The organism is Bacillus sp. T2.9-1, from assembly GCF_950097965.1.
GTDB classification, from domain to species: Bacteria; Bacillota; Bacilli; order Bacillales; family Cytobacillaceae; genus Niallia; species Niallia hominis.
The window spans coordinates 49,002-63,357 of record NZ_CATNHG010000001.1 but is presented as its reverse complement, the minus strand read 5'-3'; the positions used below and the strand labels follow the sequence as shown (position 1 = coordinate 63,357).

Below are 14,356 nucleotides of genomic sequence, written 5' to 3'. Positions count from 1 at the left end.
CCTCCTAAAAGAACGCTATATTACAAGTCTTCTCCGCATTTCGGATTTAGTTATTTTATACAAAGTATTTAGATAATTCTAACACTTTATCTAATGTATTGCCAGCGAGTGCTTATTAAAATAATGGTTACATAAATAATAGTGCGTAGTTTTAATGGGCATTTTATGCTAGAAAAAGTTATGGGGAAATAACAAAATGAAGAGCCTTGTTCCTTCATTTTAGGTTGAATTAATTGGAGATCTCCCCTGAATAGGAGCGATTGAAATGAAGACATCTAATGAAATAGATACAAAAGAAGTAGGCAAGTGGATGGAATGGCTGGCTACATTCGGGGCTAACGAAAATGGCGGGGTTACACGACTTCTTTATGATGAAAATTGGCGGTTAGCTCAGCATGCTCTTTTACAAAAAATGAATGAGATTGGTTTAAAAACCTATTTTGATGGAGTAGGCAATCTGTTTGGCAGGCTAGAAGGGTCCCTTGAAAGCGAGAAAACAATTTTGACAGGTTCCCATATTGATACAGTAATAGATGGAGGAAAATATGATGGTGCGTATGGAATCATAGCAAGTCTGCTTGCTTTGGACTATTTAAAGAGACATTATGGAATCCCCAAAAAAACAATAGAAGTTGTATCATTATGCGAGGAAGAAGGGAGTCGATTTCCTTTAGCTTTCTGGGGTTCAGGATCCATAACAGGAAAATATACGAAGGAGGATTGCATAGGTTTATACGATGCGAATAATATGTCCTTTTCGCATGCGATGTCATCCATGGGCTTGCAACCAGATAGAGAAGAAGTAAAAAGAGCAGATATTGATTGTTTCATAGAAATACATATCGAACAAGGTGCAGTATTGGAGAAAGAGCAAGAGTCCATTGGCGTCGTTTCTCATATTGTTGGGCAAAGACGATTTACGGTTAAGGTAACAGGAGAGAGCAACCATGCAGGTACGACTCCCATGTATTATCGAAAGGATAGTATGCATTTGGCTGCTGAATTAATTACTTATGCTATAAACCAAGCTAAGGAATTTGATTCACAGTTAGTAGCAACGGTCGGGAAAATAGTAGCCGCGCCTAATGTTCCGAATGTAATTGCAAAAGAAGTTACGTTTTCGTTAGATGTCAGGCATCATCAAGAAGAAGTACTAGATTATTTTTGCAAGAAAATTTTTGCTTATTTTAAGCAGAAAAGTATAGAGGCGAGCATGAATGTTGAATGGGAACAATGGATGAACGTTAAGGCTGTTGCGATGGATGCAGAATTAACAGAGCTAGCTCATACCATTGTACAAGAAATGAATATTCCAAACCGAAAAATGATCAGTGGGGCAGGGCATGATGCGCAAGTATTTGGAACATACTGTCCGTCTGCTTTACTATTTGTGCCAAGTGTTTCTGGCGTCAGCCATTCTCCCAAAGAACACACGAATCTAGAAGATTTAAAAAGAGGGATTAGTGTTCTCATCCAATTATTGCACCGTTTAGCTTATTAAGGAATGTACATATTTTTATAGAAAGAAAAGAATTATGCGTTGTAGTAAAGAAAATAGATAAAAGGAAAGGACGTATCCAATGACTTTTTCAGAATTAAACACACCTATAAGAACAATTATGACACCAGGTCCAGTTGAAGTGGATCCACGCGTGTTAAGAGCACTAAGCACTCCTATTTTAGGTCAATTTGATCCTGCGTTTACGTCCATCATGAATGACGTAATGGCAATGATCCAACAAGTTTTCCAAACAAAAAATAAGTGGGCATATCCGATAGATGGAACCTCGAGATCTGGACTTGAAGCTGTCTTGGCCAGTATTATCGAGCCGGGAGATAAAGTACTAATACCGATTTACGGAAGATTTGGCCATTTGTTAACAGAAATTGCTGAAAGATATGGGGCAGATATTCATTTACTTCAATGTGAATGGGGCGAAGTTTTTGACCCGGAAGATATCATTGCAGAAATGAAACGAGTGAATCCAAAAATGGTGGCACTTGTTCATGGTGAAACATCAACTGGGTGTATGCAGCCATTAGAAGAGATTGGTAGGGCATGCCGTGAACAAGATATCCTATTTATCGTCGACGCTGTGGCAACGATTGGCGGTGTAAATGTGCAAACAGATAATTGGCATATAGATGCAGTGATTGGTGGGAATCAAAAATGTTTATCGGTGCCATCAGGAAATGCTCCTATTACATATAATGATCGAGTGGAAAAAGTATTGATTGCGCGGAAAAAGGTAGAAAGAGGGATAGCGACAGACAGTGAGTTAGCAGAGAAAAAAGCCCATGCTCCGATCCGCTCCAATTATTTAGACTTAGCACAATTACAGGATTATTGGAGTCCAAGAAGATTAAATCATCATACAGAAGCAACTTCTATGTTATACGCATTACATGAGGGACTAAGAATTGTTTTAGAGGAAGGACTGGAAAATAGATTTGCTCGTCATCAATACCATGAACAAGCATTAATGGAAGGGATTAAAGGAATGGAGCTAGAGCTATTTAGTGATAGCAAGTGTAAATTACCAACTGTTACTTGCATCAAAGTGCCAGAAGGTATAGATGCAGAATCTGTCCGAAGTATGATGCTTCAACAATTTGGTGTAGAAATTGCAAGCTCTTTTGGTCCTTTGCATGGGAAAATATGGAGAATAGGCACGATGGGCTATAGTTGCCGAAAAGAAAATGTCCTATTCGTACTTGCCAGCCTAGAAGCCTGCTTGATTAGACATGGAGTAAAACTTCCTGCTGGTCAAGCACTTCAAACGACATTGGATTTTTATTCAAGGGGTTAGGATAGTAAGTAACAGAGAAACGTTCTCTGTGCTCGAAAGCAAGCTAAAGAGCAAGAAAAGGTAACAGAGGAGCGTTCTCTAAGCCCGAAAGCAAGAGAAAGAGCAAGAAAAGGTAACAGAGGAGCGTTCTCTAAGCCCGAAAGCAAGAGAAAGAGCAAGAAAAGGTAACAGAGGAGCGTTCTCTAAGCCCAAAAGTAAGAGAAAGAGCAAGAAAAGGTAACAGAGGAGCGTTCTCTGAGCCCGAAAGCAAGAGAAAGAGCAGGAAAAGGTAACAGAGGAGCGTTCTCTGAGCCCAAAAGCAAGAGAAAGAGCAGGAAAAGGTAACAGAGGAGCGTTCTCTGAGCCCAAAAGTAAGAGAAAGAGCAGGAAAAGGTAACAGAGGAGCGTTCTCTGAGCCCAAAAGCAAGAGAAAGAGCAGGAAAAGGTAACAGAGGAGCGTTCTCTGAGCCCAAAAGTAAGAGAAAGAGCAAGAAAAGGTAACAGAGGAGCGTTCTCTGAGCCCAAAAGCAAGAGAAAGAGCAAGAAAAGGTAACAGAGGAGCGTTCTCTGAGCCCAAAAGCAAGAGAAAGAGCAGGAAAAGGTAACAGAGGAGCGTTCTCTAAGCCCGAAAGCAAGAGAAAGAGCAAGAAAAGGTAACAGAGGAGCGTTCTCTGTGCTCGAAAGCAAGAGAAAGAGCAGGAAAAGGTAACAGAGGAGCTTTCTCTGAGCCCGAAAGCAAGAGAAAGAGCAGGAAAAGGTAACAGAGGAGCTTTCTCTGAGCCCGAAAGCAAGAGAAAGAGCAAGAAAAGGTAACAGAGAAACGTTCTCTGTGCCCGAAAGCAAGAAAAAGAGCAGGAAAAGGTAACAGAAAACTAGCCTTCAGCACTCACCTCCCTTACAAAAAGCAAGAAAAAGGAACAAACTATAATCTATCTATTAGAAAAAGAATAAAAAAATCCATATTGACAATAATGAATCTATCCGATATGATTTTTCACAAAGAAATGAATAAAGAAACTATAAAAAGGAATAGTATACAGCCATGTCTATTAGAAGAGAGGGTCTAATTGCTGAAAGGACCTATAGGCTACCTGTGGAACCTGCCTTTTTCGTTCTGTATCGAATAGACATTGTTTAGAAAGATTCAGCGGTTCAATACCGTTACCATGGATGAGTGTAAAGCTTTGCTTTGAATTAGGGTGGTACCGCCATTATTATGGTCCCTAATGAGAGGCAAAGCTTTTTTAATGGTCTTTTTCAAAAAGATGGACCTTTAAAAGTAAAAGTTATAGAGAAATAATATCGATAAAAAACAATAAAATAGGAGGCTTCTAAAATGGCAAAGGATTTTGTAAAAAGCATTACTAGTATGGAAGAAGATTTTGCTCAATGGTATACAGATGTTGTCACAAAAGCAGAACTAATCGATTATTCAAGTGTAAGAGGGTCTATGATTATTCGCCCATATGGAACAGCAATATGGGAAAATATTAAAGAGGCATTAGACAAACGCATTAAAGAAACAGGACATGAAAATGTTTATATGCCACTCTTTATACCAGAAAGTCTATTGCAAAAGGAAAAGGATCATATCGAGGGATTTGCTCCAGAAGTAGCATGGGTGACCCATGGAGGAGAGGAAGAATTAGCAGAAAGACTTTGTGTGCGTCCAACCTCTGAAGTTCTTTTTGCAGAGCATTATAAAAATATTATCCATTCCTACCGCGATCTTCCAAAGCTATATAATCAGTGGGCAAATGTAGTACGTTGGGAAAAGACCACTCGCCCATTTTTGCGTACATTAGAATTTTTATGGCAAGAAGGGCATACATGCCATGAAACAGAAGAAGATGCAGATAGAGAAACTACTCAAATGCTTGAAGTTTATGCGGAAGTTTGTGAGAAATACTTAGCGCTACCTGTTATTAAAGGGAGAAAAACAGAAAAAGAAAAGTTTGCTGGTGCTAAGTATACGTATACGATTGAAAGTTTGATGCATGATGGAAAAGCATTGCAATCAGGAACGTCTCATAATCTTGGTGATGGCTTTGCAAAATCATTTGGAATTCAGTTCTCTGATAGGGACGGAAATCTCCAGCATGTTCACCAAACATCATGGGGCTTTACTACTCGAATTATTGGTGCCATGATTATGGTTCATGGGGATGACCGTGGCTTAGTAGTGCCGCCAATGATTGCGCCAACTCAAGTAATGATCGTACCAATTGCCCAGCATAAAGAAGGGGTTTTGGATTTTGCCTATGATTTGCAAAAGAAATTAAACCGTTCCATTCGAGTGGGCATTGATGGAAGTGATAAAAAGCCAGGCTGGAAATTTAATGAGTATGAAATGAAGGGGATTCCTTTGCGTTTAGAAGTAGGACCAAAGGATATAGAAAAAAATCAAGTTGTGCTCGTTCGCAGAGATACTGGAGAAAAGCAATTTGTATCAATGGATGGACTAGAAGATACAATTGCCCAATTGTTAAAGGATATCCAAGATAATTTACTACAGAAAGCTATCAATCATAGAGAAGAAAATACTCATATTGCTTTAAGCTTCGATGAATTTAAACAATGGATATCAAAAGAAAAGCCAGGATTCATCAAAGCAATGTGGTGTGAAGATCAAGCATGTGAAGATAAAATCAAGGAAGAAACAAGTGCAACTTCTAGATGCATGCCTTTTGAACAGGAGGCAATTGCAGATACTTGTGTATGCTGTGGCAAGAAAGCAAGTAAATTAGTATATTGGGCTAAGGCGTATTAAAACTTTAGCTGTATTATCTAGCTGAAATAAACGAAGGAATAAAAATGGTGGTGACCTCCGAAATGTTTTTACTCTAATTTTTGGAGGGCGGTACCAATATTCCTTCGTTTTTATTTGTCTTCGTCTGGCTCAATATGCACATGTACCTCGAGTGCATGAAACTCATCAATTAAAGCATTCTCAACAGCGGAAGAAATATCATGGGCATGAGTAACATCTAACTGCTGGTTAACTGTAATGACAACATCAACAACTGGACTGTTTCCATAGTTTCTTGCTTTTATCTCTTTTACAGCTTTTACACCTTCTGTACGCAAAATAGTTTTTTTGTATTGATCAATTAATAAAACATCAAATCCATCTGTTAAATAGTGAGTTGTTTCTCGGAAGATACCCCAGGCTGTTTTACAAATTAATAGCCCAACAATACAGGCAGCAAGGGGATCTAAAAAGGTTAATTTTAGTTGAGCGCCAAAAATCCCAACTGCTGTCCCAATGCTAACCATTGAGTCGGAGAAGTTATCCTTTGCAGCCGCTTTAACTGCTTGGCTATTAATTTTATTACCTAAACGTAAATTAATGCGATAAACACCAAACATTACAGCACCACAAGCGATGGCCGTATATGCCGCTACTAAATCAGGTGCTTGCCTTGTCTGGCTAAAGAAGGAAGAAACGGCTTGGAATAATACTTGCAATCCGACACTCATCATAATAAAGGAAGCAATTAAAGAAGCAACAGTTTCTGCTTTCCAATGACCGTATGGATGATCTTTATCCGCTGGTTTTTGCGAAAGACGCAACCCGATTAGTACAGCAACAGATGCAATAATATCTGTGAAATTATTCCAACCATCAGCTTTTAGGGCTTGGGAACCTGTGCTATTTCCAATAAATAATTTAACAGAAGCTAGTACAATATATGTAAAAATGCTCAATATCGCAGCACGTTCTCCAAGCTTTAAGTCTGCATATTTTTTGTCCATTACAAATGCCCCCTTAACTAACCCACTTATCATATCAATTCCTTATAGGGTGGGTCTAGAGCAACGTTTTTATACATATCAACAAAAGTGTTAGAGAGATAAAATAGTTAGCTAGAGGAAAACTTCATCCATTTAATATTACTTAGCATGTGGAAAAAAATCTCACTGACTTTAATAAACTAGAAGAGATAAAAAATCTCCAAGACTTATCTTAAGACAAACCTTGGAGGCGTATAATCACTTATTCGTTTCCTTTTACATGTACTTTCTTGCTTGGCCAAAAGACTGTATTTCCTAATAGAGAAGTAATTGCAGGAACTAAAAAAGGTCTCACGATAAAGGTGTCTAGTACAACCCCAATAGCGGTTATCGTTCCAAAATGGACAAGCACTTCCATAGGTAAAGTAGTCAACACCATAAAGGTAGCTGCTAAAATGACTCCTGCAGAAGTAATAACCCCACCTGATTCTGCAACTCCCTCTTTTATTGCTAGTAGGAGAGGCATTTTTTTTCGTTTTTTCCAAATGCTTGATATCATGAAAATATTGTAGTCTTCTCCTAAAGCAACGATAAAGACAAAGGAGTACAAGGGGATTAAGCCTTGAATTGCTTCTACTCCAAATCCATAATGAAGAATGACCCACCCTAAGCCTAGGGCACTAAAGTAAGAAAGTAGTACAGAAGCTATTAAATAGAATGTTGCTATAATGGATCTAAGATAAACAAGTAACAAGATAGCAATCATGATTAAGATAATTGGAATAATTAATTTTACATCTTGATTTGTCAATTCTCTTGTATCATATTGTTCCGCAGTTACTCCTGCAATCCATATCTTCTCATTCGGTTCCTTTATGCCATTTTCAGCAAGCTTCTCTTCTAATGTATCACGAATAATAGGGAGTTCATTCATCGCTTGATTTGAATAAGGATTTGTTTCTAATTCAATCGAATATTTTACTAAATTAGGATTGCTTCTACCCGATTCTTCCTCCGAAACCGTTGCAATGAAAGCTAATTTATTTAATTCTTCTTCAATATTTAATGTTGCTCCTTCTGTATCAATAATGACAGAAACCGGTGCGAGTTCCCCTGCATTAAAATGTTCTTCTATTAAGATATATCCTTCTTTTGATGGCATGTCATCTGGAAATGAGGACAATAAATCATAGGTATATACTGTTTTAAGGGAAAATACAGCAAAAATACCAAGAAATAATGTCGTTAGTATAGTCACTTTCCATGGATGCTGTGTTACTATATTTCCGATTGTTTTCCCCAATGTATTTCTTTTTTTAGTCGTCTTTTTTATCCTACCATTTATAATTTGTCCTTCTAATTTCGGAATAAATGGATAAAAAGATAATCTACCAATAATGGCTAGAATGGATGGGACAAGACTAAGACTGGCTATCATCATAATAAATATAGCTAAGCTAAACGGGATTGCAAATCGTTGCACGGCACCATATTGGGCAAATAATAGGACAAGAAGAGAAAATACTACTGTTAATCCACTCATTGCCACAGCACCACCAGATCGATGCAATGCTCTTTCCATCGCCATTTCTTTAATTGATTCTTTGGTTAAATACGTTCGATACCTACTAATAATAAATAAACAATAATCTGTACCTGCTCCAAATAGTAATACAGTCATAATGGCAATGCTTTGTGAATCGAATTCAATCCACTCATGTTCTCCCATGAAACCAAGCAAAGGACTGATAACTCCATAAGCAATACCTACTCCAATTAAAGGAATTAACGCTAAAATAGGAGAACGGTAAATGACAAGTAAACAGATTAGCACAATAATAACTGTGCCAATGAGTAACGATAAGTCCCCTTGGCTAAATAGCTCTGTTGCATCTATGGAGATACCAACGGGGCCAGTAGTCCTTGCATGTAATATCGTTTCATCCTTTCGTGCAGTGTTAAACGGATTTTTTTCAAAGATTCCATTTGCAACAGCTTCTAGCTTTTGAATACTAGCTTTTAATTCACTAGTAGCTAAATTATTTGAAAATAAAATAGGGAGAACTAGAGTTGTTCCATCTTCTGAAATTTGTTGTTTGACTCCCTCAATAGGTAGTTGATGATAAGGAATAATTGCTTCTTGATGAGCAAGTGGCGCATTTGTTAATTGGTTCGTAAGTTCTTGGATTTGTTCAACATCCTTATCTGTTAAGCCAGTTGAGCGAAACCATGTAATTAACGCAGGAGTTCCTTGGTCATTAGAAAACTCATCCTTCATTTTTTCATCTGCCAGCTGTGATAAAGCATTAGTTGGAATATTGCTAGCTAAGTCGTTTTTTTGTGAACTAGCTTGAGGGAAAAGTGTACTTAATATCCCAACAAGGAGAATCCAGGCAAGTAATATTATCCATTTCCCTTTTTTACTAGTGACAGCGGTAAAATAGCGATGAATATACCGTTTCATTTTGTTCACTCCTTAAAATACACATAACTTATCACTTGATAAGTTATGTGTAAAGAAAGAAACTTATCAAGTGATAAGGTGAGTATATATTTATTTTTATAAGAAAGGAAGTGTTTTTTGAAAAATCATTACTTATCTACTATTCCAAATATAAATAGATGAACGACTAATTTTGCTTTACGCCGGATTTCCTTTGTTTGTTCTTCATTAGAAAGTTCTTTCATATGAGAAGGACGCATGGCAGTTTGAATATATTGAAGAAAGGTGAATGCTATTTCTTCGCTATTACTTTCTATTTTTTGAAAAGAAATATTATTATCTTTTTCAGCCATATCAAACAAATGTTTAATCGGTTTTAAAAATCCCTCTTGCCAGCGAATTCTTAGTTGGGTTTGTATATCATTTGGCATCTCATGTTGTAAGTCATGGAACATTTGCATGAGATCTTCTTGATAATGTTCTAAAAAGTAAAGAGCAATTTGGTAAAGACATTCTTGAAGAATCTGATATTCCTTCGTAATTTTTAATAAAGCATTTTCAGTCTGTTGAATAGATGTCATAATGACTTCTTTATAAATATCTTGTTTATTCTTAAAGTGATGGTATAAAGCAGGCTGTGTAATTCCACAACGCTCTGCAATCATCCTTGTGCTGACCTTACGAAATCCCAATTCCATAAACAACTGATAGGAGACACGGATTATAAATTGATAGGTATCATGATCCGTATTAGTTCTTTCCCATTTTTTATTCATATTGCAAACCCTTTCATTGTTGTTTTTATCACATTTTATATTATAGGAAAAGTAAGGAGATATTACAAATATGTATAAAATGTGAATGAGTTTGTGAAATGTTGAACATTTTTTAAGAATAGGCTTGAAGGTTTTAGCAAGTCATTATATGATAAGCATGTAAAGAATAACAACGAGAAATTCCAAAAGATATAATATGTTTGTAGGAAGCTAGTGGGCAAACAAACTACTAAATTAGTAGTTTTTCTTTAAAGAATTATTTGTGAATATATTCACAAATTAACTGCTTTTTTAAAGTAGTTTTTTCTTTAAAGTAACTTGTGAATATTTTCACAATATTATCATTCTCGATTTGGAGGGATTTAGTGATGTCAGTTGTTGAAAAAGAAGTAAAAGCGAAAAATGAGCAAGTTGATGTGCAAACCGTTATTAATGAGATGGCAGCAAAAGGGAAAAAGGCACTAGAAGAATTTATGTCTTTAGATCAAGAACAAGTAGATACAATTGTAAAGGCTATGGCCCTAGCTGGTTTAGATAAGCATATGTATTTAGCTAAATTAGCGGTTGAAGAAACGGGAAGAGGCATTTATGAGGACAAAATTACAAAGAATATATTCTCTACCGAATATATCTACCATAATATTAAATATGATCGTACAGTTGGGGTGATAAGCGAAGACCAACAAACAGGAATTGTGGAAATCGCTGACCCGGTAGGCGTAGTTGCTGGGGTAACACCTGTTACAAATCCAACATCTACAACCATGTTTAAAGCTATTATTGCGATAAAAACACGTAATCCAATTATATTTGCTTTCCATCCATCTGCACAGAAATGTAGCAGTGAGGCAGCTAGAATTCTAAGAGATGCAGCAGTTAAAGCGGGGGCACCAGAAAACTGTATTCAATGGGTAGAAAAACCTTCTATTGAAACAACTAAAGCGTTAATGAATCATAATGATATTGCATTAATTCTTGCAACTGGTGGACCAGGAATGGTTAAATCCGCATATAGTTGTGGCAAACCTGCACTTGGCGTTGGCGCTGGTAACGTACCTTGTTATATCGAAAAAACAGCGAAAGTTAAAAGAGCAGTGAATGATCTGATTCTTTCAAAAACATTTGATAATGGAATGATTTGTGCATCTGAACAAGCAGTAATCATTGACAAAGAAATCTACGATGAAGTAAAGAATCTATTGATTCGAAATAGCTGCTACTTCTTAAATAAAGAAGAGTTGGCAAAAGTAGAAAAACTAGTAATTAATGAAAACACATGTGCTGTAAATCCAGATATAGTTGGTAAATCTGCTCATTATATCGCTGGATTAGCAGGAGTAAAAGTACCAGAAGATACAAAAATTCTTCTTGCTGAATTAGAAGGTGTAGGACCTGATTATCCTCTATCTAGAGAAAAATTGAGCCCTGTGCTTGCATGCTATAAAGTGGAATCAACAGAAGATGGAATTAAACGTGCAGAAGAAATGTTAGAGTTTGGCGGATTAGGACATTCAGCAGTCATTCACTCTGAAGATCCGAAAGTAATAGAAAGATTTGCCCTAAGAATGAAAGCATGCCGTATTATCAACAATGCCCCATCTTCTCAAGGTGCAATCGGTGACATTTATAATGCATTCATGCCTTCTTTAACACTTGGCTGTGGATCTTATGGTAAAAACTCTGTATCTACTAACGTAACAGACATTCATTTATTAAATGTTAAAAAATTGGCAAAAAGGAATGTAAATATGCAATGGTTTAAAGTACCTTCAAAAATTTATTTTGAGAAAAATTCTGTACAGTATTTACAAAAAATGCAGGATATCTCTAGAGTATTTATCGTAACAGATCCATACATGGTTAAATTTGGATATGTGGATAAATTACTTTATAACTTAAGAAAACGTTCAAATCTAGTGCAAGTAGAAGTGTTCTCTGATGTTGAGCCAGATCCATCTATTGAAACAGTTGTTAGAGGAACAGAGATGATGGCTAAATTCCAACCAGACTGCATTATCGCACTTGGTGGTGGATCTCCAATGGATGCAGCAAAAGGTATGTGGTTATTCTATGAGCATCCAGATGAAGAGTTCTTCGGATTAAAGCAAAAATTCTTAGATATCCGTAAAAGGGTTTATAAATATCCATCATTAGGTGGTAAAGCTAAATTTGTTGCTATTCCAACTACTTCTGGTACAGGATCCGAAGTAACATCTTTTGCGGTAATTACAGATAAAGAACAAAACATTAAATATCCTTTAGCTGATTATGAATTAACACCAGATGTAGCTATCATCGATCCACAATTTGTTATGACAGTACCGCCTGCTGTAACGGCAGATACAGGAATGGACGTATTAACACATGCTGTGGAAGCATATGTATCTAATATGGCAAATGACTATACAGATGCATTAGCGGTGAAAGCAGTTCAATTAATCTTTGAATATTTACCAAGAGCATATAGAAATGGAAATGACGAAGAGGCACGCGAAAAAGTGCATAATGCATCTACAATAGCTGGTATGGCATTCGCAAATGCATTCTTAGGAATTAATCATAGCTTGGCACATAAATTAGGTGCCGAATTCCATATCGCACATGGTCGTTCAAATGCCATCTTATTGCCACATGTTATTCGCTATAATGCAGAGAAACCGAAAAAATTCATGGCATTCCCTAAATACGAATACTTTAAAGCAGATGAGCGCTATGCAGAGCTTGCAAGAATTCTAGGATTGCCAGCTAATACTGTGGAACAAGGAGTAGACAGCTTTGTCAAAGCAGTAATCAGACTTGGAAAAGAATTAAATATCCCAATGAGTATTGCAGCACAAGGTGTAGATCCAAAAGAATTCGAAGCAAAAGTAGATTATTTAGCAGATCGTGCTTTTGAAGATCAATGTACAACAGCTAACCCTAAATTACCATTAGTAACGGAATTAGCAGACATTTACAGAAAAGCTTTTAAAGGGGTTTAAAATCAAGTCAAAGAGCAAACAATTTGAGGCTGGGACATAAGTATTCCAGCTTAAAATAAACCTGAATGATTATACGAAGGTGCCAATGAAAGGTTCGTATAATCATTTGGGCTTTTTTATTCGTTTTAAAAAGGATGTTCCATGAAGTTTGTTGCTATTATCCGCAGCCTGAATACACTTCGCTTTCCGTGGGGCTCGCGCTGAGACGCGGTCTGCTTCCGCCTGCAGGGTCTCAGACTGTCTCGCTAATCCCCGTGGCGTCTACGTGTATTCAGGCTGCTCCGTTCTTCCAACTAATTTATTTTTTCTTTGGAAAACAATATTTTTTAGGAAATAGCCTTTAAAAACGAAGTGGAATGGAGCGGAGGACGGTCAACTCCTGCGGGAAGTAGAGGAAAGGCTGAGACCCCGCAGGCGCGCCGAGGAGGCTCAGCTTCCTCCCCGCGGAAAGGGAGTGTCCGTAGCGCAATGGAACGAATTGGTTTTTACACTTGAATATATTTAAAACCATAAATAACTAATATGAAAAAGTAGCTTTATTTAAGAGCTAAATTAGAGATTGTTCGTCTTTAAAGATTAGTTATATAGATTTGTCCCAGCCTCTTATATTCAATTGGCTAAGCCTGTAATTTTCAAAGATGTCTTACGTAAATCAATATAGGAGTCCTCTTGACGAACAAGCGGGAGATGTGGTTCATTTTGATGGATAAAGATAATTTCTGCTGTTTCGTTATTGGATAAAGTAACCTTTTTAAAGAGTTGCTTTCTCATAATAAAATTTGTAAATGGAATGACAATGGCAGGATTTAATGCATTTCCATATGATTCATTCACTAATTCATTGATCGCTTCAAAGTAGGTTTTCTTTTCTTTATGGGTGTGTGAGGAACACATGCTATTAAACATGTCTGCAACCGAAACAATTTGAACTAAGAATGGAATATCCTTTTCTGTTCGATGAGATGGATAGCCTTTTCCATTTATTTTTTCATGATGCAATAGAGCAGTTCTCGATATTAATATATCTAATTGAGAAATCTGAAATAAAATACTTTTTCCATAGATTGTATGTTTTTGAATTTCCTTATATTCTTTTTGCGTTAAGCGATCTTGCGCTTGTAAAATGGATGGATCAACTTTTAGCATGCCGATATCATGGAATAGTCCCATTTGGCTTAGGAGGTAACATTCCTTCCTAGCTAATCCTAAAACCTTGCCTATGATTGCTGAAATAATTCCAACATTAATACTATGCTGATAAATATAATTCTCAGGTTCTACTTCCTTATGGATAATATCTAAAATTGCTAATTCTTGAAGGGAAAAATCAATTGCTTTTTCATAGGTATGAAGAAGTCTATCCACATTATCATTTTGCTGTTCGATAATGGAATGGAAGGTTTCTTTCACTTCATCTATTAAAGTAGAAAATTCTTTATTTTCGGAGGAAAGAGAGGCTTCTTCAGTCGGATTAATCACATCAAATGGATTTACCTGATGTTTTGTGAGTAATTCCACATGTTTTTTCGTAAGAGTGGAGCCTTTTTTGAGTAGAAATAAACCTTCAATGGAGTTAGAATAAACATCTTCTTTTATTCGATATCCGGTAATATCAGCAGTTACTTTTTCCAT

8 protein-coding genes and 1 other annotated feature are annotated in these 14,356 nt (G+C 36.7%); of the genes, 4 read left to right on the top strand and 4 right to left on the bottom strand.

All coding sequences use genetic code 11. From position 1 onward, the window contains the following. Positions 1-265: 265 nt before the first annotated feature. From QQZ16_RS00275 to proS, 3 genes are all read left to right on the top strand, one after another. Positions 266-1,501, top strand: a complete 1,236-nt coding sequence (locus tag QQZ16_RS00275) for a Zn-dependent hydrolase (protein WP_284560954.1) — start codon at positions 266-268, stop codon at positions 1,499-1,501. 79 nt (positions 1,502-1,580) lie between these two features. Then, positions 1,581-2,810, top strand: coding sequence for a pyridoxal-phosphate-dependent aminotransferase family protein (locus QQZ16_RS00270; protein WP_284560953.1), 1,230 nt, complete (start codon positions 1,581-1,583; stop codon positions 2,808-2,810). 989 nt (positions 2,811-3,799) lie between these two features. Further along, positions 3,800-4,017, top strand: a binding site (T-box leader). Between the two features lie 108 nt (positions 4,018-4,125). Further along, positions 4,126-5,559, top strand: coding sequence for a proline--tRNA ligase (gene proS / locus QQZ16_RS00265; RefSeq protein ID WP_031540642.1), 1,434 nt, complete (start codon positions 4,126-4,128; stop codon positions 5,557-5,559). Between the two features lie 110 nt (positions 5,560-5,669). Here proS and QQZ16_RS00260 read toward each other — a convergent pair whose 3' ends face one another. The 3 genes from QQZ16_RS00260 to QQZ16_RS00250 all read right to left on the bottom strand — a co-directional run bounded on the left by QQZ16_RS00260 (position 5,670) and on the right by QQZ16_RS00250 (position 9,743). Then, complete coding sequence (locus QQZ16_RS00260; protein WP_031540643.1) at positions 5,670-6,545, bottom strand: cation diffusion facilitator family transporter; 876 nt, start codon at positions 6,543-6,545, stop codon at positions 5,670-5,672. A gap of 241 nt (positions 6,546-6,786) precedes the next feature. Next, a complete protein-coding gene (locus QQZ16_RS00255; protein WP_284560952.1) occupies positions 6,787-8,988 on the bottom strand; it encodes an MMPL family transporter in 2,202 nt (733 codons plus the stop codon). 128 nt (positions 8,989-9,116) lie between these two features. After that, positions 9,117-9,743, bottom strand: a complete 627-nt coding sequence (locus tag QQZ16_RS00250; RefSeq protein ID WP_031540645.1) for a TetR/AcrR family transcriptional regulator — start codon at positions 9,741-9,743, stop codon at positions 9,117-9,119. Positions 9,744-10,111: 368 nt separating this feature from the next. Here QQZ16_RS00250 and adhE point away from each other — a divergent pair, with 368 nt between their 5' ends. After that, positions 10,112-12,724 (top strand): bifunctional acetaldehyde-CoA/alcohol dehydrogenase, encoded by a 2,613-nt coding sequence (gene adhE, locus QQZ16_RS00245; RefSeq protein ID WP_031540646.1) that lies wholly within the window; start codon positions 10,112-10,114, stop codon positions 12,722-12,724. A 609-nt stretch (positions 12,725-13,333) separates the two neighbouring features. Here adhE and QQZ16_RS00240 read toward each other — a convergent pair. Next, positions 13,334-14,356: an HD-GYP domain-containing protein gene (locus QQZ16_RS00240; RefSeq protein ID WP_251629497.1), complete on the bottom strand. Its 1,023-nt coding sequence runs from the start codon at positions 14,354-14,356 to the stop codon at positions 13,334-13,336.

Coding starts and splice junctions, on each gene's coding strand:
- QQZ16_RS00250 (WP_031540645.1), bottom strand. CDS start 9,743: ATGAATAAAAAATGGGAAAGAACTAATACGGATCATGATACCTATCAA.
- adhE (WP_031540646.1), top strand. CDS start 10,112: ATGTCAGTTGTTGAAAAAGAAGTAAAAGCGAAAAATGAGCAAGTTGAT.
- proS (WP_031540642.1), top strand. CDS start 4,126: ATGGCAAAGGATTTTGTAAAAAGCATTACTAGTATGGAAGAAGATTTT.
- QQZ16_RS00240 (WP_251629497.1), bottom strand. CDS start 14,356: ATGGAAAAAGTAACTGCTGATATTACCGGATATCGAATAAAAGAAGAT.
- QQZ16_RS00275 (WP_284560954.1), top strand. CDS start 266: ATGAAGACATCTAATGAAATAGATACAAAAGAAGTAGGCAAGTGGATG.
- QQZ16_RS00260 (WP_031540643.1), bottom strand. CDS start 6,545: ATGGACAAAAAATATGCAGACTTAAAGCTTGGAGAACGTGCTGCGATA.
- QQZ16_RS00255 (WP_284560952.1), bottom strand. CDS start 8,988: ATGAAACGGTATATTCATCGCTATTTTACCGCTGTCACTAGTAAAAAA.
- QQZ16_RS00270 (WP_284560953.1), top strand. CDS start 1,581: ATGACTTTTTCAGAATTAAACACACCTATAAGAACAATTATGACACCA.